Genomic DNA, 22,267 nt, shown 5'->3' with positions numbered 1-22,267 from the left:
TGTAATGAGACATTAGTTGTTAAATAGCAAATCAACTGTTTATGATAAAACCATTAACTTCTTTGCGATTTGTGTTTGCATTGATGGTTTTTGTCTCGCATCTTAGCTTTGTAGAAGAAAAAGACAGTACTCTAGCTTCTCTATTTAATAATATATTTTATGAAGGTTACATAGGTGTAAGCTTCTTTTTTATTCTGAGTGGCTTTATACTCTCTTACAGATACCAAAATGAATTGCTAAATGGTAAAACATCTAAAAAATCGTTTTATAATGCTAGAATAGCAAGAATATTTCCTTTGCATTTGTTAACTTTTCTAATAGCTATACCTTTAACATTTTATGAATTTGCACAAAACAAACTTCTATATAGCTTACAAGCATTAACAAACGTCACTTTAACACAAAGCTTTGTTCCAAATAGATTTATCTATTATTCGTTTAATTCACCATCTTGGAGCATTTCAAACGAAATGTTTTTTTACCTTCTTTTCCCTCTAATTATGGTATTCTTTTCAAAATATAAACAATACCTCAAGGCTTTTATACCATTAATAATAATTCTCATACCTGTTTTATCACTAACAATTCCTGAAACTTATCATCATCAACTATTTTATATAAACCCTTTATTTAGGATTGTTGATTTTATTATTGGGATACTTTTATACATAGTTTTTAAACGTTATGAAGAGACGAAAACGCAAATCAATTTCACCTATTTAGAGATTACAACAATTCTGTTATTAGTTTTATTTATAGCATTCCATAAATTCATTCCAGAAGTTGCGAGATATTCCTACTATTATTGGATACCAATGAGCTTATTAATTATTGTATTTGCATTTCAAAAAGGAGGCTTATCAAAGCTAATATCACACAAAGTCTTTATGCATTTTGGACACATTAGTTTTAGTTTTTATTTATTCCATCAACTAATAATTAGATATACATTAAAAATCAATTCTAAGTTTTTTAATTTTGAGAACGACATATTACTTGTAATCTTTATGTTTATAATGACTGTTATAGTTAGTCATTTTAGTTTTATTTGGTTTGAAAAACCAATGAATAGATACACAAAAAATCTTTTACAAAAACTAAAATTAGGCTTTAAAACTATTTAATAACTATGACAATTCGGTTTTTATTTTTTCTTACCGAGAATAAGCTTAAAAGGATTTGTATTAATTTCTAATTGTTTTTCTAGTACATAGACTATTACCTCGTCGTTAATATCTTCTACTGATTTAAAACGTAATGAGCGAATAGATTTTCTATTAGCATCAATAAAATGCTCTGTATATTTTTCTAATTTTTCAAAATGCCAAAAGGCAAAATCCACATAGTCTTTAGATTGGTTAAGGAAACATATAGGAATACCGTTATTATAATAAAATGGAATTCGCCATTTGTAAAGTAGTTCTGCATTTGGCAGCACTGCTTCAATGATGACTTGAAGTTGTAGTAAAATAGATTTATAGGGCTCCTCTTGTTTTAGGATATAGGCTTCTGAAGGATTCAAAATTGGAATAATTTTTGACTAATTTAGTAATATGAGAACAATCTTACTAGCCATATTTTTATTTTCAACGTGGTTTAGCTTCACACAGGACTATACTAAAATTGATTCTATAGTGTCTACATATCCCAACAAGTTTGAATCAATTGAAATATTTACAGATAAAATCAAATCAGATTTTAAAACTGATATAGAAAAGGTTAGAGCAACTTATTATTGGATATCTAATAATGTAAGATATGATTATAAAAGTGCTAATAACCAGAGAAATAGTTCTATGTCTTTCTCTAGTGAAGAAAGATTAAGTCAATATCAAAAAAACTATGCTGAGAAAGCTATGAGGAGAAGATTAGCTGTATGTGAAGGCTATTCTCAGTTATTAAAATTTAGTTTAGAAAGATTAAATATTAAATGTGTAGTTATTTCTGGTTTTGCAAAAACAACAATAAGAGATATTGGATGGATATCTAAAGATACCAACCATGCATGGAATGCGGTTTTTTTAGATAACAAAGGGCAATTAATTGATGCTACTTGGTCTACAGGTAGTAGACCAGACCGACCTAATGAATTTAGTTTTAGAGATGTCTATTTTTTAATTAATCCAAAACAACTTATATGGAGCCACAGACCTGAAAATGATAAATGGCAATTACTAAATAATGTCATTAATCAATCAGCTTTCTTTTACGCACCAATTATTCATGCTGGTTATTATAATTCTGGCTTAGAACTAACAAGAATGCAAGGACTAATTAAACCAAAAGAAAATATACAAATAGCATTCGATACAATAAATCAGGAAAATCAATACTATTATCAGTTTAGTGAAGATTCATTAAATCTAGAACCTATTACATTTGTAAAAGAAGGCGAAATGTATATCGCACAAATCCCTTACAATAAAACCAAGGGGAAAAAACTAGTCATTTTTAGTAACTATAAAGCTTGCCTATCATTTAAAATCATTTAAAACAATCCCAAAATTCCTAGAACCAAAATTGCTATACCAATTACAGCTTTAAATGGCATTAACTTCTCTGACAGTTTGCGTAAGCTTGATTCTAAAGCTGGCACTTTACCAAAAACATGAGTAAGCAACAATACACCACCTAAAATACTCACAATACCTATTAAGCTAAATTTTAAAATTGGCAGCACAACAAGTGCACCTCCAATTACGGTCTGAAATGGAGCTAAAAATCCAGCTATTTTATTAAAAAAATTACTCTCACCATCCCATTTATCTAAAGTCGCTAGTCCAAGTAATATACCACCAGAAATATTAGCTATTGTTAAAAGAAGTCCTATCATAATGTATTATTTTTTAATTCTTAAAACATAAATTTAGTTAATATCTTCTAAAATTGTTTTGTTGAAATCAAATTTATTTATTTACTTTGTATTTCAAAGTACTTTTAATTATGAGCAACGAAGACTATCTAAAAGACATTAGCGAGATTAAAAATTTAATGAATAAATCGTCTCGCTTTATATCATTAAGTGGCTTATCTGGCATACTAGCAGGAATATACGCTTTAATTGGTGCTGCTGTTGCCTATTGGTTAGTTATAAACCATAGCGGAGGCCTTCTTTACATTTTTCATGGTTGGGTATTTTGGACCTGTATGGCAGTACTAGCTATGATTGCTATTCTCAGTATAATAACTGGAATTATACTTACAACACGTAAAGCGAAACAAAATAATGAGAAAATTTGGGATAGCTCATCGCGTAGGCTCCTACTCAACTTTTTAATACCGCTTGTTGTAGGTGGTATTTATTGCCTCATTATTTTAGACCAAGGACGTTATGGACAAACTGGTGGTTTAATGCTAATATTTTATGGCCTGGCTTTAGTGAGTGCCTCAAAATATAGTTTAGGAGATATTAGATATTTAGGATATATTCAAATCGTACTTGGGTTAATTGCAAGTTATTATCCTGGTTATGGCTTTTGGTTATGGGTTATAGGATTCGGAATAATGCATATTGTTTATGGCAGTTGGATGCATTTTAAATATGATAGGATGTAGTTTACAGTTGCCATTCACAGTTTTCAGTAACTTTACATTAAATCTTGAACCTTGAATATTATTTCAAACATAAATAAACTTTTTGATCACAGAATACGACTAGGAATTATGTCTATTTTGATGGTAAATGAGTATGCTGATTTTAATACACTTAAAGAGCTGCTTGGCGCAACAGATGGCAACTTGGCAAGTCATACAAAAGCATTAGAAAATGCAGAATATATATTAGTTGAAAAACAATTTATTGGACGAAAACCAAATACCAGATACAGCGCAACAAAACTTGGTAAAGCCGAATTTAAAAAACATATTGAAGCTTTAGAAAAGCTTATCAAAAAGACATAATCGTATTTTTTTATCAATTTACTTTGTTTTTCAAAGTACTTTTAAATACCAAAAAACCATGAAACAATTTATTCTACTTGCCTCAGCACTATTCTTTAGCACTTTGTTTTACGATAAACAAATTGGGCTTAACCTTTTTTTATTCAGCTTGCTATCTGTCTTTATTCTTGCCATAAATAATAGTGACGATTTTAAGAGCAAAAAGAATATAGGCTTTGCTGGTATTTATCTTGCTACAGGACTTGCAGTCTTTTTTCATGACTCTGCTCTTGCTATTATTGCAAATAGTGTATCATTCTTTACACTCATTGGATTATTGTCTAAAAATAAATCGTCTATTTATGTAAACTGGCTCAATGGTTTATATACAACCATTGCAGGATTCTTTCATCGGAATTTCACAGTAAATGAGGCTACGCAAACTGTAGAATCAAAAAAAGAAATTGATTATGTTCACTTAGCTAAAATTATTTTAATTCCTGCAGCGATTGTCATCATATTTATTGGACTATATCAAAACGGAAACCCAATTTTTAATGAACTTATTGAAAAGATTGATTTTAGTTTTATCAACATTCAATGGTTACTATTTGCAGGTCTAGGTTATTATTTATTTTTAAATATTCACAAACCAATTGTAGTAGAACCTGCTACATCACAAGACTTAAAAACTGGTAACCTTCTATTTAAAACAAAAGATTTTTCTATTCCAGTTTTAAAACAAGAAAACCAGCTAGGCATCATACTAATTGCCTTACTCAACGTGCTTATTGTAATTTTTCTAATAACAGATATCACTTTTATTTTAACAAACGAAGAAGTTCGTGGTTCGGTTTTCTCAAGTCAAGTGCATAGTGGCATTAACGCTTTAATTGCATCTATAGTTATTGCAATAATTATTCTACTTTATGTTTTTAGAGGTAATCTTAATTTTTATAAAGAGAATAAGACGGTAAAAAACTTAGCCTTTACATGGATTATTCTTAACGCAATATTAGTGCTAAGCATTGCTATAAAAAACAGTCAATATATCTATTATTTTGGGTTAACCTATAAGCGTATTGGTGTTTTAGTCTACCTTATTTTAACTTTAACAGGACTTGTTACTACACTTATAAAAATCGACAAAACAAAAAACATTTGGTATTTGTTTCGATTAAATACAAAGGCAGCATTTATTGTATTGGTTATCGCAGCAATGGTTAATTGGGATTACCATATTACTAACTACAATTTTAATTACGCCAAATCAATGGATATTAATTATCTGATTGACTTGTCTGACAACAACACCTTACTATTAAAAGAAAAAATAGAAACTAAAGGAATTGAAAACAAAAGTATTCATCGCATTGAAGAAAAGTATAAAAACTACACTATGGAACTATATACTAATTCCTGGCAAGAGCTTCAATACGATAACTTAAAACTAAACCGCAGATAACATGGTTGCATTAATAATTTTTGGCATATCATTTATTTTGTTGGCAACTTATACCATTATAAGAATCAGTATTGCTTGTGTGTTTTGGTCCTTCAATACATCAACTGATGCTATGCAAATATTTAAACTCTGTTTCCCTTACTACATAATTACTTTAACATCGATTTGTATAGTATTTATTGTCACTTTCAACAATTCAATCCTTGTTATTTACTATTTCTCGTCAGTTTATTTTTTAGCCTTATTTCTGTGGAGAAGAAAAATTAAACCTTCTAAAAAAACTTTTGCCGTTGAACCAAATCAAACCCGTCTACCATGAACAACCTATTTAAAAAAATAAAGCACCTCAGAAAACAACTCATCATTTGGTTGTTTGAAAATTCCCAACGCATCTATACAAGAATATTTAAGCATCATGAATCATGGAACATCTCAAAATCCGATTTATTAAAAATGCCCAAACCATCTTTTGGAAGGCATTTGGGTGAATTTTTAGATAAAAACAATTTTGAACTGATTCCTAAAGTAGAACGTCACGATTGCTACCATGTACTATGTGGTTATAGCACAAAAGTTGAAGACGAAATTGCACTGCAGTGCCTGTGTTATGGCAATGGAAAACGAAGTCTTTATTTATATGGAGCCATAATACTTGGTGTTGCTATCCTACCAGACTACTATGCATACTATTACAAATCTTATAAAACTGGCAAGAACGCTAATCCTTTTCATCATTTTGATTACAAAAAACTACTACATGTTTCTATTGAAGATTTTAGGAAAGTTATTTTTTCTAAATCCCAACGTTTCCAACTTAAACTCAGCTAATCATGAAGATATTTAAAATTACACTACTCATTATCATCCTTATAAGCATTGGTGTTTTTGGCACTTATCACTGGATGAGTTTCAAAACTAGACATCAAGTTTATGATAGTGTAAACGACATTCCGAAGAACAAAGTTGGTTTATTACTTGGCACTGGAAAATATGCTGCTAGTGGAAATATTAATCTATTCTACAAATATCGAATTGATGCAGCTGTACAACTTTACAAGGCAGGAAAAATCGAATACATTTTGGTAAGTGGCGATAATAGTAGAAAAGATTATGATGAACCTACAGATTTTAAAAAAGATCTTATCTCAAAAGGTATTCCTAGAGATCGAATTATTTTGGACTATGCAGGTTTTAGAACCTTAGATTCTGTTGTAAGAGCCAAAGAAATTTTTGGTCAAACTTCCATTACAATTATTTCACAAAAGTTCCATAATCAACGTGCTATATATATTGCAAAGCAATTTGGTATTAATGCTGTAGGTTTTAATGCCAAAGATGTTTATAACGCTCATTTTAGAGAATATTTGGCAAGATCTAAAGCAAGTCTCGATTTAGTTTTTAATGTACAACCTAAATTTTTAGGAGAAAAAATCACAATTCAATAACCTATGAAACTTCAATTCAACAAATACTATTTAGCATTGGCACACGCTCTTTTTTTAATTGAGCTTGCCATAGCCTTTATTATAAAAACCGGATTTATCCGCTACACCTTTGGCGACTATCTCGTGGTTATTTTATTGTATGCAATATTTAGAGGATGCACCAATATGAGTGTGAGGGCCTCAGCCTTGGTCGTCCTCTTTATTGCTTATAGCATAGAGTTGCTTCAACTCACTCCATTCTTAGCCTACTTTAATTTAGAAAACAGTACAGCTGCAAATCTCATTTTTGGTAGCACATTTCAATTTGGAGATTTAGTAGCTTATACCTTAGGAATTATAACAGTTTTAATCATAGAATATTACAATGGAAACTATAAAAACACTCATACAATCAAAGTTTAAAACGCTATCATTAGTCATAGTTGCATTAACCTTTAGCATTATCGCTTTAATGGTAAGAATAAAACTGAATAAATCATTCTTTTACCTCTTCTTGGTTTGGAATGTCTTCTTAGCCATTATACCATACACCATTACCATGTATCTTAATACCAAACAAAACTTAAGCAAACTAAAACTCGGGTTTTGGTTTTTAGTTTGGTTAGCGTTTCTACCAAATGCTCCGTACATAGTTACAGACCTAATTCATATTAGAGTTGGCAATGACACTTGGCTTTGGCTAGATGTTTTGGTTGTGCTGTCATTTGCTTTAAGTGGGTTACTCCTCTTCTACTTATCGTTATTAGATATGCAAAAGTTGATAGTTTCAGATTTCAAAAAGATTCCTATTGAAAGCACAACAACATTCATCATCTTTTTGTGTGGTTTTGGTGTTTACCTTGGTCGATTTCTTAGATACAATTCTTGGGAAATCATCAGCAATCCACAAGTGTTAATTTCTGATGTATTTGAAATTATGGTTTCCCCATTTCAAAATTCTGAAGCTTGGCTATTTACTTTAGGATTTAGTGGGTTTTTGGTTGTTGGGTATTGGATGATGAAAAACTTAATAACAAATAAAAATGTAACTTAATCAAGAATTTTGTAGTCAAAGTTTAAAAGACATCATGAGAGTTCAAATTTTTATTATATTAATGATATTGTGCCTTTGTTGCACTAAGAACAATAATGACGAGGACAACATACATCTAAAATACTTTGGTTTTGCAATTACAGACTGCGGTACAAATTACACAAATCAGGTTGATGGTTATGTAAATCTTATTGATATGTGTCCCACGGATTTAAGTAGTATGGAGTCTAGAGTGGATTTAGCTATTACAGGCAACAACAAGGTATTAATACATTTACAAGGATTGTTTATTAATAATATTGAGGACAGTAGTTCGCCATCTGGTTTTAGATATGAGCTATTTGAAGATTATGATATCCTATTTAACGAATGGGCACAGAACAATAGCTTTATTACTGTTGAAGAAGTAGCAGCTTTTGATTTTGCAGACGAGCCTGCTTGGAACCAAATGGACATGGCTGAATTAGCCTTGATAGCAGCACGTATTAAACAAGAATTTCCAGACATTCCTATTATGGTCATTGAAGCACCAGATGTTATTGACCAACTACAAATTACTGACGATATCGATTGGATTGGGTTTGACCGTTACGGAACTTTAGACCCTAAAAATGATAACGAGTACTTAAGCCGATTAACATTGATTAAGAACAAAAGAACAAATCCAAACCAAAAATTAGTTTTTGTAATGGAATCTCAATGGTTAGATTTTTACACAGATGCAGGTTTTGAAGAAAACATCCTAATACCAATGGCTAACAGTTATTATGAACTTGCAAAATCCGAGGAAGATGCCATAGCTTTAATTTCCTATCTACTATCAAGTGGCTTTGATACGCCAGATCAAAAAGGATATTTTGATTTATTGCCTGAAGTGCAGACAGCAATTCAAAATATTGGGAACGAAATCGTCAATCAATAACTATTCTTTCCCATCCACATAATCCTGAAGATATTTAAAACGCTCTGTCAACTTACCGTCAGCAGTTGTGATTTTTGCACGTTTTAAAATACCACGTTCATCATTATTGAAAAAAGCAGGAATAACGTGCTCTACAAATGTTTCGCCAAAACCTTCGCTGGCATCTTTTGGTAATTCGCAAGGCAAGTTATCTACAGCCATAACAGTAATGGCTTCTTTGTCATCAAAAGCAACTTCTTGCTCAGTTTGTGGATTGTAACCATAAAAAGGATCTGCTATGGTTGAAGGACGAATGGTTGAAGCCACAGGACCATCAATATCGCAAGATACATCTGCTACTAAATTAATTCTAAATTCAGGATGCTTGGCATCTTCTGTTGTAAACAAATATGGTGCATTATTGCCGTAAAAATGACCTGCTATAAAATAATCCGTTTGCTTGGCATAAGGCATAAAATTACTCTCATAACCTGTTGGGTCTTTATAGAATTGTTGCTTATTTCCAACTTTACCATCCTTGCGTTTGGCATATTCCATTACATCTGCCATAACGTAAACTGGCTCTGTAAATTCAGATGTTAGATATAAAGCATCGCTTACTTCTTTTATACCCAAATAGTCTAAAATTTCTTTAGCTCCATAGGCTACTTTTCCTGTTCCTGTAAGTAAGATTTTTATATTTGGAATTGTGATTTTATCCAATTCAGCTTTTACTTCTTCTAAATCCGCAAGGGTTTCTACTTTTGGTAAATTGAACAAACCATCTCTAAGTCCTAAAACCCTAAAGCCGTTGTAGGCTCCAACCAAACCAGCATAACGTCCAAAACCTATTAGTCTTGCTCCACTCTGCTTTACTATGGTTTCGTGGTCGTACATTTCAATATTTTTCTCTAGCATTGCTTTAAGCAACTTACGGTTGTACGGCTGCTTTTTTATGGTATGTGAAAAATAGAAGTACTTTTTATTCGGAATTAAATTTTCAACAGGAACTTCCTTTACACCAATCATAACATCTGCATCAGACACATCATCTGTAACTGTAAATCCTAATTTGGCATAAGCCTCATCTGGAAACACACGTATATCGGAAGACTCAACAACAAACTCAGCTTCCGGAAACTTTTCTCTGGCTTCTACTAAAGTTTCTGGTGAGAATACAACACGTCTGTCTGGTGGATTTTTACGTTCTTTTATGATGGCGAATTTCATACTGATGCGGATTTGTTAAACTGTTTATCCGTTTAATTGTTTTTTGGTGACTGAAAACTGACACTTCAAACTATAAACTGAAAATGGAATAATTTTTGCACGAAAATAAATGGATTTAAGAGGTTGCACAACTTTTTTTGTAACTTCGCGCTCCTTTACCTTTAAAATTTTGGGGTCGACTGGTTTTGACAGCGAGACTAATTAAATGGTAAGCACGTCGTGTAATGGTTTTGAAACACGTAAAAGGCTAGACCAAATTTTAAACGGCGAGAATAACTACGCTTTAGCTGCTTAATCTGAATTATAGTAAGATTTCAAGCTATATTCCTACAAGGTAGGAAGGCTAAATGTCTCCAGAAAGCCTTGGTTAGTGGCGTTCTTTTTAGAGGCATCGTAAAAATTGACTAAGATTGGGTAGTGCTTTGATGCCCTTTCGAGATTAAGAAGCTAAGTGTAAAGTAGGCTGTCTTTAGCCAGCTTTGCATCGAAAACCTAAGAATAGACTAAACGTGTAGAAAGCCCTTTGGTTACTTGTTTGGACGAGAGTTCGATTCTCTCCGACTCCACAAAAACCCTTTTAACTATATGGTTTTAAGGGTTTTATTTTTATGTAATCAAAATACAAATTCTTCGACTATCTTTACATGAAAAAAGCTATGCTCACCTGGAAAGACATTATAAATTTTGCAGTTAACGGTAACCTAACTCCAGATCAACGTGTTGAAAAATTGGATAAAGAGTGGAAAGACCAATTAACACCAGAACAATACAGAATTACAAGACAAAAAGGAACAGAACGTCCTCACAGTGGTGCACTATGCACAACTTATGAGGATGGCAAGTATAATTGTGTATGTTGCAATACTCCTTTATTTGACTCTACCATAAAATTTAGCTCTGGTACAGGTTGGCCAAGCTTTACCCAACCTATTAAGGAAAATGCTATTAAGTATGAAAAAGACACTTCTTTTGGAATGGTACGCGTAGAAGTTATGTGCAATACTTGTGATGCGCATTTGGGCCATGTATTTCCCGATGGTCCTGAGCCAAGTGGTCTGCGTTATTGTATTAATTCAGAATCTATGGTTTTAGAAAAAGAGAACACAAATGAGTAAGAATATACAAATAGCTACTGTTGGCGGAGGATGTTTTTGGTGTACCGAAGCTGTTTTTGAGGAAGTTAAGGGTGTTGAAAAGGTTGTTTCAGGTTACATGGGAGGCAATGTTCCTGGCAGACCAACCTACAGAGAAGTTTGTTCAGGTTTAACAGGACATGCTGAAGTGGTACAGGTTACATTTGATACTAATGTAATTTCATTTCAAGATATACTACTAATTTTTATGACAACGCATGACCCAACAACGTTAAATCAGCAAGGTGCAGATAGAGGTACGCAATATCGTTCTGTGATTTTTTATCATAACGAAGAACAGAAAAAAACCGCTAAACTTATTCTTAATGAATTAGCGGCTTATTTTGAAAAGCCTATAGTAACAGAAATTACTGAAGCTCAAACATTTTTTGAAGCTGAAAAAGAGCATCAGGATTTCTATAAAAATAATCCTGATTACGGCTATTGTACCTTTGTAATAGACCCTAAATTATCTAAATTACGTAAATTACATTCAGATAAATTAAAAGATGTTTAGAATATATCTTATAGGAATTGCCATACTTGTAATTGCTATTTTAGCCAATGGTATTGTCTTAAAACTGGGTATAAAATCATGGTACGATTTTATTGATTTAATTTCAAATGACGGATTTTCAGCCTTTAAATCCTTAACATTTATAGATGCCTTATGGTTGTTCTTAGGCTACCCAATGGTTTTGGGCTTTGGCTATTGGCCTGGTGACAAACTTTACAATTTTATTTTTTAATGAATACTGTTTTAGCGTTTACAAATTCCATAATACCTTCTTTAGAAAGTTCTCGTCCATAACCTGAAGCTTTGGTTCCACCGAATGGTAATCTAGGGTCGGATTTTACAAGTTCGTTGATAAAGAATGCTCCATCTGCGATATCGCCTATTCGTTTTTTGGCTTTATCTGTATTTTTAGTAAACACCATACTTCCTAAACCAAATCTAGAGTTTGATGCCATATCATAAGCCTCATTTTCATCTTTTACCTTTATAATTGCAGCTACAGGACCAAAAACCTCTTCTTTAAAAACTGGCATTTCTGCAGTGACATTTTCCAAAATTGTAGGATGATAGAGTGCATCTTCACGTTTATTTCCATAAACAACTTTAGCACCTTTGTCTAAAGATTTTTTGACTTGTTGTTCTACTTCTTCAGCCAAGCTAACAGAAGCCATTGTTGCTACTTCTGTCTTGTCTTCCTTTGGATTTCCTACGACATAAGACTCTACTTTGGCTTTAAATTTAGATAAGAATTCGTCATAAACATCCTCAACAACTATAAAACGCTTGGCTGCGATACAACTCTGACCTGCGTTTTGCATACGTGCCCAGGCCATTGTGGCTATATGCTCATCTAAATCTGCATCCTTAAGAACGATGCAGGCATTATTTCCGCCAAGTTCTAAAACTGCTTTCTTCAGGTTTTTACCTGCTATTTCAGCAATTTTACGACCTGCTCCTTCGCTTCCTGTAAGACTTACAGCTTTTACAATATCATCTTCTATAATGGTTTCAATCTGATCGTGTGAAACCAATAAGGTTTGAAAACAACCTTTAGGAAAACCTGCATCTTCAAACAATTTTTGAATTTCCAACGCACACTGTGTAGTACTTGACGCGTGTTTTAACAGCGTTGTGTTACCAGCCATAAGCGTTGGTGCTGCAAAACGCATTACTTGCCAAAACGGATAATTCCATGGCATAATTGCTAAAATAACTCCCAACGGATCGTAACTGATAAAGCTTTCTTCAGCATCGGTCTCTATTAATTGATCAGCTAAAAAGTCTTCTGCATTTTTAGCATAAAAATCACAAACCCAAGCGCACTTTTCGATTTCAGCAATACCTTGAGTTATCGGTTTACCCATTTCATCAGTCATTAGTTTTGCATAGCTTTCTTTTCGTTCAATCAAAAGTTCTGCAACTTTAGACATTAAGTTGCTCCTATCTTTAATTTCAATTGTTTTCCAACTTTGAAATTGCTCATCTGCCAGATTTAACTTTTGTTTTAAATCAGTATCACTAATTAGATTATATGTTTTTAATTCTTCTTGTGTGTACGGATTTATCGTTGTTATTGTGCTCATAATTTTTCTTTTTAAAATAAGAGATTTTTGAATTCTTAAAGCACAAACCCTGACATTTAGTATAACTTTAGTATTTTGAAAGCTAAATGTTAATTAAATGGAAAAGACGGTTTCTGAAGCTATAGCGTATAGAAGATCTACGCGAGTATACAAAGATGAAGTTATTGACACAAACAAGGTAAAACAATGTTTAGTTAATGCCTCTTTAGCACCTACTAGCAGTAATCTTCAACTTTGGGAATTTTATCATATCACCAATAAAGATGTACTAGAAAAAGTAGCAAAAGCATGCTTTAATCAGAGTGCAGCAAAAACAGCGCAGCAATTAGTTGTTGTGGTCACCAGAAAAGATCTATGGAGACAACGCGCTAAGGCCAATGTTGCTTTTTTAAATAAGGTATATGATAAAGAAAATCTAACTGAACGAGAAGCAAAACGCAAAAAGATGGCTACCAACTATTATAAGAAATTAATACCAACTGTATATGCCGACTTTTTTGGTTTTCTAGGAATTCTAAAATATGGAGTCTTTCAGATTGTTGGACTTTTTAAACCTATTTATAGACAAGTTAGACAAAGCGATATGCGTATTGTAGCACATAAAAGTGCAGGATTGGCTGCCCAAAATTTTATGACCAGTATGGCTGCTATTGGTTATGATACTTGCCCTATGGAAGGTAGCGATACACTTAGAGTAAAACGTATCTTAAATCTTCCTAGAGGTGCTGAAATCAATATGATTATTGGCTGCGGCATTAGAGACGAAAAAGGCATCTACGGTCCTCGCTTTAGAGTTCCGTTTGAGGATGTCTATTTTGAAGTATAATTACTTCTTAAAATTCTCTAAACCGGTTTTCAACCATTCGTGATAAGCATCAGCATCTGGCTCGTATGCTTTTGTAGAATTTAGCAATTCAAAATTATGATCTAGCAATGCATAATATGGCTGAGAGTTATTCTTAAAATTAATGGTTTGTAGTGTTTGCCACTTGTCACCAACAGTTTCAATATCCTTTACCGTTCCATTACTTCTTAAGTATTGAAACTGCTCATCTTCTGGCAATTTCTTTTTATCATCCACATAAAGTGAAATGATAACATAGTCTTCCATTAAAATATCATATACTTGGGATGTACTCCAAACTTGTTCTTCCATTTTACGGCAATTTACACAAGCCCAACCTGTAAAGTCTAAAAGAATAGGTTTGTTTTCTGCCTTAGCTAATGCCAAACCACTTTCTAAATCTTTATCGCAATTAAGGTCTAAAGGACACTCTGATGTTTTTTCATAAATGCTATAAAACATTGGTGGAGGAAAACCACTGAGCAGCTTTAAATTTGCCCATTTTGTGTTTGTCAATCCTGGTATTAAGTAAATGACAAAGGCTATTACTAAAAACGCAGTAGTTAACCTTCCTTTACTTAATTTTTGTAATGGACCATCGTGTGGAAACTTAATTTTCCCAAATAAATATAAGGCCAAACCAATACCAATTATTATCCAAATTCCTATAAATATTTCACGTTTTAAAAGTCCCCAATGCTGCACTAAATCTGCATTAGATAAAAATTTAAGTGCTAATGCTAATTCTATAAATCCTAAAACAACCTTTACCGTGTTTAACCATCCTCCTGATTTTGGTAAAGAATTTAACCACTTTGGAAACATTGCAAAAAGCGTAAACGGCAAGGCTAATGCTAAACCAAAACCACTCATTCCCATGGTAAGTTGAGTGGCTCCACCATCTGCAGTTAACGAACTACCTAATAATGTACCTAAGATAGGACCTGTACATGAAAATGACACTATAGCAAGTGTTAGTGCCATAAAAAAGATGCCTATAAAACCACCTATTTTATTTGCTCGACTATCCATAGCAGCACTCCACGATTGTGGTAGGGTTAATTCGTAATATCCAAAAAAGGAAAATGCGAATCCAATGAAAATAGCAAAGAAGATAAGGTTAAGCGTCACATTTGTTGAAATGTTATTTAGAATTCCAGGATCTAAAGTATCTAGTAAATGAAAAGGAATACTTAATAATGCATAGATTAAAAAGATGAAGAATCCGTATAATAACGAGTTGAACAAGCCTTTTTTCGGATCACCTGCACTCTTTGTAAAGAATGAAACCGTTAATGGAATCATAGGAAATACACAAGGTGTTAACAACGCTATTAAACCACCTATAAAACCTAGAAAAAAGATAGACAAGTTACTTTTCTCCTCAATAACCTCCTCTTCATAATTATCCCAACCTGTTACATTTAGGTTAAGACCTTCTGATAATTGTTTACTTTTTTCGTCAATTACAATGTCTTCCTTAACGATTTCTGAACCGTCTAAAGAAAAATTAAATAAAAAATCACCAGGTATACACTTAGAGTCATCGCAAGTTTGATAATCTACTTTAACGTCAATCTGTTTTAAATCTTTATTGATAAGGCTTACCCTTTGCTTAAAAACAGCTTTATCTTTAAACTTTTTTACTTCTTCTTGAAAAATCTTATCATAAATTGTTGGTACATCTGGCTCTGATGTTTTTCCTTCTAATTGATAGTTACCTTCAACATTTTGAAATTCAAAATAGGTTGTTGGAGCAAAGCTTTCTTCAGATGGTTGCTCTTGCGAGTATATATACCAACCTTTATCTACATTGGCTTTAAAAATTAGAATGAATTCTGTGTCTGAAACTTTCTCAACCTCATAATCCCATTTTACAGGTTCTAATTCCTGAGAAAATAAATTGAATGAAAAAAATAAGGATAGTAGGCTAAATAGAAAGACTTTTTTTGCTGTCATAAATAAAGCATTAGTACACAAATGTAATCTTTGCGCTTTTATTATTTCTTAAGAGTCGTCTAATTTATAAAAACCTTAAGAATTATGACAAAGGAATAAAAAAAACCGAACAAATGTTCGGTTTTAATTTTTATGACTTTACTTCAATTTTTAGTTTATCTGAATGCTTCCATTTAGAAAGCCCTCCTTCTAAATCATAAATTTTCTGAAAGCCTGCATCTTTAAGTTTTCGAGCACATTTTGCACTTCTTACACCACCTTTACAGTATAAAATTACAGGTTTTGCTTTATCTAATTTTGCTATATCTTCATCAAAAGTAGGAGAATTATAATCTATATTTTGAGAATTAGCTATGCGCTCTTCTTCGTGCTCTTTTGGAGTACGAACATCTACCAATTGCACATCTTCTAACTCTAGTATAGATTGCATCTCTTCTGCAGTTACAAGTTTCACCTCAGCATCTTCTATTTTGCTGTCCACGCAGCTTGTACCAAAACTAACAGCCATTAACAAACAGCCTATTATTAATAATCTTTTCATATGCAAACAGCTTTTTTAGATTAATTCTATTACTTAATGGTTACTTCTCCTTGCCAATCTGTGATACCTCCAACCAAATTATAGGCATTTTTAAAACCCAACTGATTCATTATGGCACATGCTTGTGCGCTCCTACCTCCAGATTTACAGTATACATAATAATTCTTGGCTTTATCTAATTGATCTATTTCATAGATAAAACCTTGACCTCTATATATGTCTATATGAATAGCATTTGGGATAATGCCTTCATTAACTTCATCTTGCGTTCTAACATCTAAAACAACAGAATTATTGTCTTCCTCTAGTTGTTTTGTCCAATCTTTTTGAGATAAATTCAATTTTTTAGCAATTTTAATTAGACAAAATTAACATTTCCTTATGATATAGACGTAAAAAAATCCGAAGTGTTACAACTTCGGATTTAATTTTAACATAATTTCCTCTTTTAAAGAGTTCTATTATCTCTATACTTTTATGGAACAACCTATAGCACGTGTTTCTTTAACCTCAATATCTTTTCCTTCTAATAATGCATCTACAGCATTTTCTACGTACTTAGTTTTTACTGCACTAGCATCTTTATAGTTGTCATCAATTGCTCCAATATACTTTACGATATTCCCTTTTTTTGTTTTCTGTAAGAGGTAAATATGTGGTGTTTTTGTAGCACCATATTGCGGATATATTTTTTGACCCTTATCCATCAAGTACGGAAACGTAAAACCTTTTGCTTTTGCTCTTGCCTTCATAGCTTCCATATTGTCACCAGGCTTTACATCTGTATTGTTTGGCATAATTGCAATTACAGGATAACCCTTATCAGCATACTTTTTATTTAGTGCTTCTACTCTATCCTCATAGGCTACAGCATACGGACAAGTATTACAAGTAAAAACCACAATAAAACCTTTTGCGTCTTTAAAATCTGATAAAGACACCATTTTACCGTCAATATTTTCTAAACTAAAATCGGTAGCTACATCTCCAATTTTATACCCACCTTTGTCAGTGGTTGCGGTAAAAGCAGATAGTGTAACTGTTAACACTATAACTGCAAGTAATTTTAGCGTATTCATAAGTTTATTAATTTAAAAATTGTTTCAATTCGGTTATTAATTCTTCTTTTGTAAAAGACTGCTCGTAAAATTTACGCTTACCTTTGTTGTAAATTATTGTTGCTGGTATAGCACCAGACCAATCTTTGTCTATTGCTGGTATCCATCGGTTTTGATCTACATCATCAAAGGCTACAACTTCTGACTTCAAATTTCTTTTAGCGATAAATGGTTTCAGTTTAGATTCATAATTCCTCGGAAAATCTAAACTTACCAATAAGACTTCTACATCTTTATCCTTGTATTCTTGGTTAATTTCTTCAAAATAAGGTAGCTCTTTTACGCAAGGAGCACACCAAGTTGCCCAAAAGTTAACCACGTGAACCTTATTATCGCTTTTATTGATTAATGGCTCTAAACCATCATAGTCATAAATTTCTAAATCAAAATCTACAGGGTTTTCGGTTTTCTTTTCTGTACTTAAAACACTCTTAGATTCATCAGACACACTTACACCTTCATTCTTATTCTTACAAGAACAAATAATTAAAAGACATAATAGAATTAATCGCTTCATGTTATAAAGTTATTAATAGTGACAAATACAGTTCAATAATTAACAAAAAATTAATTTTATTATTGATTAAATTCTTTACATTTGTATATACAATTGTTGTATATGAAAGATATAACTGAAATTTTAAAAACTAAGTCGAGTTTACCACTAGCAAAAAGAACAGTATTGAATGTTTCTTTAACTAGTATAAATTTTAAGGATGGTATCCTTTCGGTTTTAAAACCTTATGAAATTTCTATAGAGCAGTTCAATGTATTAAGAATTTTGAGAGGAAAAAATGGTGAGCCTTCTAACCTAAAAGATATTCAGGATAGAATGATAAGCAAAATGAGTAATACTACTCGCCTAGTTGACAAACTCATCCTAAAGAATTTAGTAGAACGCTTTATATGTGAAAAAAACAGAAGAAAGGTAGATATCTACATCACTAAAGAAGGTTTAAAACTTCTTGATATTCTAGATCCTGTTATTGATAAAAAGGAAAACGAATTAACAAGTAAATTAAGCACTGAAGAATTAGAGACTTTAAATCTTTTGCTCACAAAATTAAGAGGTTAAAAAATTTAAAATAACATTTGTATATACAACATAAGTACTAACAACTAAAAAATAATAACATGAAAAATATTATTGAAGACCTAAAATGGCGATATGCCACAAAAAAATTTGACAGTTCTAAAACAATATCTAACGAAGATTTTGAAACACTAAAAAAAGCTATGCAATTAACGGCTTCTTCCTATGGATTGCAGCCATATAAAATCTTAAATATTGAAGATAAGGAAACCCGAAAAAAATTGCGTGGAGTATCATGGAATCAATCTCAAATAGAAGATGCATCACATATGATAGTATTTGCCAACATGACCGACTTCGGAGAAGAATTAGTGGACGACTATTTTGAAAACGTGATCGATACCAGAAATCTAACCAAAGAGGATGTTGAAGATTATTCAAATACTATAAAATCTACCATTGGTCAACTTAGCCAGGAACAAAAAGCCATTTGGACTGCTAAACAAGCATATATAGTAGTAGGAAACTTATTATCAGCTGCAGCGCAGTTAAGAATAGATGCGTGCCCTATGGAAGGATTTCAAAGCGAAGAATACAATAAAATTTTAGATTTAAATTCTAAAAATCTCAATGCTGCAGTGGTTGTTACTCTAGGTTACAGATCTGCAGAAGACGATACGCAGAACCATGAAAAAGTAAGAAAATCAGAAAATCAATTATTCATAAATTTTTAAAACTCAAAAACAAATTATTAAAATGAAAAACAGAAATTCAAAATTCGCTATGCTATTTATCTTAGCATTATCTTTTATGTCATTTACAGTCTTAAAAGATAAAAAAGTAGATGTATCAACAAGTAAGGTAACATGGAAAGGTTACAAAGTTGGTGGTGAACACGAAGGAACAATCAACCTAAAAGAAGGTTCTTTATCATTTAATGGAGAGACTTTAGAAGGTGGCACTTTTACTATCGACATGACTTCTATTAACACTACAGATTTATCTGGTGATTATAAAGACAAACTAGATGGTCATTTAAAATCTGATGATTTCTTTGGTGTTGAAGAATATCCAACAGCTACTTTAAAAATCACTTCTGTAAGTGGTAAAAATGGCAAGTACACTGTTAAAGGAGATATTACTATAAAAGGAATTACAGAATCTATTTCTTTTCCTATGACAGTGTCTGAAAATTCTGCAACTGCTAGTTTAAAAATAGACAGAACAAAGCACAAAATCACTTATAAATCACCTTCATTATTAGAAACATTAAAAGATAAAGCTATATATGATGAATTTGATATTAATGTAGAATTAAAATTCTAATTCCCTAAGGATTAATAGCAATCCATTTTATAAAGATTCTTGTTCAAGCGTATAACATATGAGGACAAGAATCTTTTTTTATGATATAGTTTGAAATAAAAATTTTCATTTCTATATTTGGCACATAGATGAAAACAATAACAAATCATACTTGGTGGTGGAATTTTGCAAACTCATGTTCGTGAAATAAACCTTGTATGTAATATTATAGAAAAAGGCTTGTCATTCACGACAAGCCTTTTTTAATTTTAAATCATAAATGAAAACATTCAGTTTATACACACATTACAAAAAAATACTTGCAGATACCATTACTCCTGTGAGCATTTATCTTAAGATAAGAGATAAATTTCCTAATAGCATTTTACTAGAGAGTAGTGACTATCATGCCAATGACAATAGTTTTTCTTATATCTGTTGTAATCCTATTGCTTCCATTAAGGTTAAGGACGGTTTAATTTCACAAACTTATCCAGACGGAAGCTCTAAAAACAACTTTGCAGAATCTATATGTGTGGTAGAAGAAATCAACAAGTTCACACGACGATTTAAAGTTGATTCTAATGAAGACTTCAAATTTATAAATAATGGCATCTTTGGCTATACCGCTTACGATGCTGTAAAGTATTTTGAAGACATCGAGATTTCTAAAAAAGAAAAATCTATTGATATTCCAGACATTTATTATGCTGTATATCAAAACATCATTGCCATTAACCATTTTAAAAACGAAGCCTACATTTTTGCGCACTGTTTTGATACTGATAATAACATTGATGAGATACATCAAATTATTCAGACAAGGCAATATGCATCTTACAACTTCAATGAAAAAGGAGATATTCAATCTAATCTAACGGATGATGAATATAAGCACCATGTTGAGCTTGCTAAAAAACATTGTGCCAGAGGTGATGTGTTTCAGCTAGTATTATCTAAACAATTTTCCCAAGAATTTAGTGGAGATGAATTTAATGTGTACAGAGCATTAAGAAGCATTAATCCTTCCCCTTACCTATTCTATTTTGATTACGGAAGTTTTAAAATCTTCGGAAGTTCGCCAGAAGCACAACTCATCGTTAAAGAAGGTAAAGCAGAAATTCATCCTATTGCAGGCACATTTAAACGAACAGGAAATGATCTTAAGGATGCTGAACTAGCAGAAAAACTCATTAAAGATGACAAAGAAAATAGCGAGCATGTGATGCTTGTTGACCTAGCAAGAAACGATCTTAGTAGACATGGCTCTAACGTTACAGTAGAAAATTACAGAGAGGTACAGTTTTTTTCGCACGTTATTCATTTAGTAAGCAAGGTCACTGGAACTAAACATAAAGGAGCTGATACTATGCAAATTGTGGCAGATACGTTTCCTGCAGGAACATTAAGTGGTGCACCAAAGCATATGGCGATGCAACTTATAGAAAGGTATGAGAAAACAAGTCGAAGCTTTTACGGAGGTGCTATTGGTTTTATGGATTTTGAAGGCAATTTTAACCATGCCATTATGATTAGAACATTTTTAAGTAAAAATCATAAACTATTCTGGCAAGCTGGTGCAGGATTGGTCGCAAAATCCAGTCCGGAAAATGAATTACAAGAGGTATATAATAAGTTAGGTGCTTTAACAAAAGCTATTGAACTCGCTAAAGAAATTTAATATGAAAAAGGTTTTAGTAATCGACAATTACGATAGTTTCACTTACAATTTAGTTCATTATTTAGAAGACTTAAATTGCGAAGTTACCGTAAAACGAAATGATAAATTAACACTTGATGAAGTTGATGCGTTTGATAAAATAGTGCTTTCACCTGGTCCTGGAATCCCAGACGAAGCCGGACTTTTAAAGGAGATTATTGCTAAGTACGCACCAACAAAAAGTATACTTGGTGTTTGTTTAGGGCAACAAGCTATAGGTGAAGTGTTTGGTGGCACACTAGAAAATCTAGATACAGTTTATCATGGTGTTGCAACACATGTAACGCTTTCTGTTGATGATGAGTCATTATTTAAAGGTATAGATAAAACCTTTGAAGTTGGCAGATATCACTCTTGGGTGGTTAGCAATAATTTACCAGAGGTATTAGAAGCAACTTCTTTTGATACTAACGGGCAAATTATGTCATTAAGGCACAAAGTCTATGATGTTAAGGGTGTACAATATCATCCCGAGTCAGTATTAACACCAGATGGGAAAAAGATTTTAGAAAATTGGGTGAATAGTTAAAGCCCATCCTAAATCCTTCCCAAAGGGAAGGA

28 protein-coding genes and 1 other RNA gene are annotated in these 22,267 nt (G+C 32.2%); 20 read left to right on the top strand and 9 right to left on the bottom strand.

Annotated elements, in window-relative coordinates; genetic code table 11:
• Positions 1–41 precede the first annotated feature (41 nt).
• A complete protein-coding gene (locus tag ACXAFS_RS05815; RefSeq protein WP_475305855.1) occupies positions 42–1,124 on the top strand; it encodes an acyltransferase family protein in 1,083 nt (360 codons plus the stop codon).
• Positions 1,125–1,144: 20 nt separating this feature from the next.
• Here ACXAFS_RS05815 and ACXAFS_RS05810 read toward each other — a convergent pair whose 3' ends face one another.
• Complete coding sequence (locus ACXAFS_RS05810; RefSeq protein WP_475305854.1) at positions 1,145–1,522, bottom strand: DUF1801 domain-containing protein; 378 nt, start codon at positions 1,520–1,522, stop codon at positions 1,145–1,147.
• A 31-nt stretch (positions 1,523–1,553) separates the two neighbouring features.
• On the opposite strand from ACXAFS_RS05810, the gene ACXAFS_RS05805 reads away from it, so the two are divergent.
• Entirely contained in the window at positions 1,554–2,492 is a 939-nt protein-coding gene (locus ACXAFS_RS05805) for a transglutaminase domain-containing protein (RefSeq protein ID WP_475305853.1), read from the top strand.
• Here ACXAFS_RS05805 and ACXAFS_RS05800 read toward each other — a convergent pair.
• On the bottom strand, positions 2,489–2,833 hold the full coding sequence (locus ACXAFS_RS05800) for a hypothetical protein (RefSeq protein WP_475305852.1): 345 nt from the start codon (positions 2,831–2,833) through the stop codon (positions 2,489–2,491). The two genes, ACXAFS_RS05805 and ACXAFS_RS05800, sit on opposite strands and share 4 nt — an antisense overlap.
• Before the next feature lie 110 nt (positions 2,834–2,943).
• On the opposite strand from ACXAFS_RS05800, the gene ACXAFS_RS05795 reads away from it, so the two are divergent.
• From ACXAFS_RS05795 to ACXAFS_RS05760, 8 genes are all read left to right on the top strand, one after another.
• Entirely contained in the window at positions 2,944–3,555 is a 612-nt protein-coding gene (locus ACXAFS_RS05795) for a hypothetical protein (RefSeq protein ID WP_475305851.1), read from the top strand.
• Between the two features lie 51 nt (positions 3,556–3,606).
• Positions 3,607–3,900 carry a winged helix-turn-helix domain-containing protein gene (locus tag ACXAFS_RS05790; protein ID WP_076617240.1) on the top strand — a complete coding sequence of 98 codons (294 nt, stop codon included), beginning with the start codon at positions 3,607–3,609 and terminating at the stop codon, positions 3,898–3,900.
• 58 nt (positions 3,901–3,958) lie between these two features.
• Positions 3,959–5,344, top strand: a complete 1,386-nt coding sequence (locus tag ACXAFS_RS05785; protein ID WP_475305850.1) for a DUF4153 domain-containing protein — start codon at positions 3,959–3,961, stop codon at positions 5,342–5,344.
• A gap of 315 nt (positions 5,345–5,659) precedes the next feature.
• A complete protein-coding gene (locus tag ACXAFS_RS05780) occupies positions 5,660–6,172 on the top strand; it encodes a Coq4 family protein (RefSeq protein WP_475305849.1) in 513 nt (170 codons plus the stop codon).
• Positions 6,173–6,174: 2 nt separating this feature from the next.
• Complete coding sequence (locus tag ACXAFS_RS05775) at positions 6,175–6,789, top strand: SanA/YdcF family protein (protein ID WP_475305848.1); 615 nt, start codon at positions 6,175–6,177, stop codon at positions 6,787–6,789.
• Positions 6,790–6,792: 3 nt separating this feature from the next.
• A complete protein-coding gene (locus ACXAFS_RS05770) occupies positions 6,793–7,191 on the top strand; it encodes a ribosomal maturation YjgA family protein (RefSeq protein WP_475305847.1) in 399 nt (132 codons plus the stop codon).
• Positions 7,154–7,822, top strand: a complete 669-nt coding sequence (locus ACXAFS_RS05765) for a DUF1361 domain-containing protein (protein WP_475305846.1) — start codon at positions 7,154–7,156, stop codon at positions 7,820–7,822. Before ACXAFS_RS05770 ends, ACXAFS_RS05765 begins: the two co-directional genes overlap by 38 nt.
• Before the next feature lie 61 nt (positions 7,823–7,883).
• On the top strand, positions 7,884–8,744 hold the full coding sequence (locus ACXAFS_RS05760; protein WP_475305845.1) for a hypothetical protein: 861 nt from the start codon (positions 7,884–7,886) through the stop codon (positions 8,742–8,744).
• Here ACXAFS_RS05760 and ACXAFS_RS05755 read toward each other — a convergent pair whose 3' ends face one another.
• The gene (locus ACXAFS_RS05755) at positions 8,745–9,953 is read right to left on the bottom strand and encodes an NAD(P)-dependent oxidoreductase (RefSeq protein WP_475305844.1); all 1,209 of its coding nucleotides are present in this window, start codon (positions 9,951–9,953) and stop codon (positions 8,745–8,747) included.
• A 171-nt stretch (positions 9,954–10,124) separates the two neighbouring features.
• Here ACXAFS_RS05755 and ssrA point away from each other — a divergent pair.
• From ssrA to ACXAFS_RS05735, 4 genes are all read left to right on the top strand, one after another.
• Positions 10,125–10,522, top strand: a transfer-messenger RNA (tmRNA) gene (gene ssrA / locus ACXAFS_RS05750).
• 87 nt (positions 10,523–10,609) lie between these two features.
• Positions 10,610–11,068, top strand: coding sequence for a peptide-methionine (R)-S-oxide reductase MsrB (gene msrB / locus ACXAFS_RS05745; protein ID WP_475305920.1), 459 nt, complete (start codon positions 10,610–10,612; stop codon positions 11,066–11,068).
• A complete protein-coding gene (gene msrA / locus ACXAFS_RS05740; protein WP_475305843.1) occupies positions 11,061–11,603 on the top strand; it encodes a peptide-methionine (S)-S-oxide reductase MsrA in 543 nt (180 codons plus the stop codon). Before msrB ends, msrA begins: the two co-directional genes overlap by 8 nt.
• Positions 11,596–11,835, top strand: coding sequence for a DUF7672 family protein (locus tag ACXAFS_RS05735; protein WP_475305842.1), 240 nt, complete (start codon positions 11,596–11,598; stop codon positions 11,833–11,835). The genes msrA and ACXAFS_RS05735 overlap by 8 nt, the downstream gene beginning before the upstream one ends.
• On the opposite strand, the gene ACXAFS_RS05730 is transcribed toward ACXAFS_RS05735, so the two are convergent.
• Positions 11,825–13,186, bottom strand: a complete 1,362-nt coding sequence (locus tag ACXAFS_RS05730) for an NAD-dependent succinate-semialdehyde dehydrogenase (protein ID WP_475305841.1) — start codon at positions 13,184–13,186, stop codon at positions 11,825–11,827. The genes ACXAFS_RS05735 and ACXAFS_RS05730 overlap by 11 nt on opposite strands.
• 97 nt (positions 13,187–13,283) lie before the next feature.
• Between ACXAFS_RS05730 and ACXAFS_RS05725 the strand changes: the two genes are divergently transcribed.
• The gene (locus tag ACXAFS_RS05725; RefSeq protein WP_475305840.1) at positions 13,284–14,012 is read left to right on the top strand and encodes a nitroreductase family protein; all 729 of its coding nucleotides are present in this window, start codon (positions 13,284–13,286) and stop codon (positions 14,010–14,012) included.
• Here ACXAFS_RS05725 and ACXAFS_RS05720 read toward each other — a convergent pair whose 3' ends face one another.
• The 5 genes from ACXAFS_RS05720 to ACXAFS_RS05700 all read right to left on the bottom strand — a co-directional run bounded on the left by ACXAFS_RS05720 (position 14,013) and on the right by ACXAFS_RS05700 (position 18,165).
• Positions 14,013–15,989, bottom strand: coding sequence for a protein-disulfide reductase DsbD family protein (locus tag ACXAFS_RS05720; RefSeq protein WP_475305839.1), 1,977 nt, complete (start codon positions 15,987–15,989; stop codon positions 14,013–14,015). It lies immediately after the preceding gene.
• A gap of 130 nt (positions 15,990–16,119) precedes the next feature.
• Entirely contained in the window at positions 16,120–16,530 is a 411-nt protein-coding gene (locus ACXAFS_RS05715) for a rhodanese-like domain-containing protein (protein ID WP_475305838.1), read from the bottom strand.
• A gap of 29 nt (positions 16,531–16,559) precedes the next feature.
• Complete coding sequence (locus tag ACXAFS_RS05710) at positions 16,560–16,871, bottom strand: rhodanese-like domain-containing protein (RefSeq protein ID WP_475305837.1); 312 nt, start codon at positions 16,869–16,871, stop codon at positions 16,560–16,562.
• Between the two features lie 126 nt (positions 16,872–16,997).
• Positions 16,998–17,609: a thioredoxin family protein gene (locus ACXAFS_RS05705; protein ID WP_475305836.1), complete on the bottom strand. Its 612-nt coding sequence runs from the start codon at positions 17,607–17,609 to the stop codon at positions 16,998–17,000.
• 7 nt (positions 17,610–17,616) lie between these two features.
• Complete coding sequence (locus ACXAFS_RS05700; protein ID WP_475305835.1) at positions 17,617–18,165, bottom strand: TlpA disulfide reductase family protein; 549 nt, start codon at positions 18,163–18,165, stop codon at positions 17,617–17,619.
• Positions 18,166–18,267: 102 nt separating this feature from the next.
• Between ACXAFS_RS05700 and ACXAFS_RS05695 the strand changes: the two genes are divergently transcribed.
• The 5 genes from ACXAFS_RS05695 to ACXAFS_RS05675 all read left to right on the top strand — a co-directional run bounded on the left by ACXAFS_RS05695 (position 18,268) and on the right by ACXAFS_RS05675 (position 22,235).
• Entirely contained in the window at positions 18,268–18,723 is a 456-nt protein-coding gene (locus ACXAFS_RS05695; protein WP_475305834.1) for a MarR family winged helix-turn-helix transcriptional regulator, read from the top strand.
• A gap of 59 nt (positions 18,724–18,782) precedes the next feature.
• Complete coding sequence (locus ACXAFS_RS05690) at positions 18,783–19,415, top strand: NAD(P)H-dependent oxidoreductase (protein ID WP_475305833.1); 633 nt, start codon at positions 18,783–18,785, stop codon at positions 19,413–19,415.
• A 22-nt stretch (positions 19,416–19,437) separates the two neighbouring features.
• The gene (locus ACXAFS_RS05685) at positions 19,438–20,007 is read left to right on the top strand and encodes a YceI family protein (RefSeq protein WP_475305832.1); all 570 of its coding nucleotides are present in this window, start codon (positions 19,438–19,440) and stop codon (positions 20,005–20,007) included.
• Positions 20,008–20,266: 259 nt separating this feature from the next.
• Positions 20,267–21,667, top strand: coding sequence for an anthranilate synthase component I family protein (locus tag ACXAFS_RS05680; protein ID WP_475305831.1), 1,401 nt, complete (start codon positions 20,267–20,269; stop codon positions 21,665–21,667).
• A 1-nt stretch (position 21,668) separates the two neighbouring features.
• Positions 21,669–22,235 carry an anthranilate synthase component II gene (locus ACXAFS_RS05675; RefSeq protein WP_475305830.1) on the top strand — a complete coding sequence of 189 codons (567 nt, stop codon included), beginning with the start codon at positions 21,669–21,671 and terminating at the stop codon, positions 22,233–22,235.
• Positions 22,236–22,267: the final 32 nt, after the last annotated feature.

This window comes from Winogradskyella sp. ABM4_392 (genome assembly GCF_056160445.1).
This window is presented reverse-complemented; position numbering and strand designations above follow the sequence as displayed.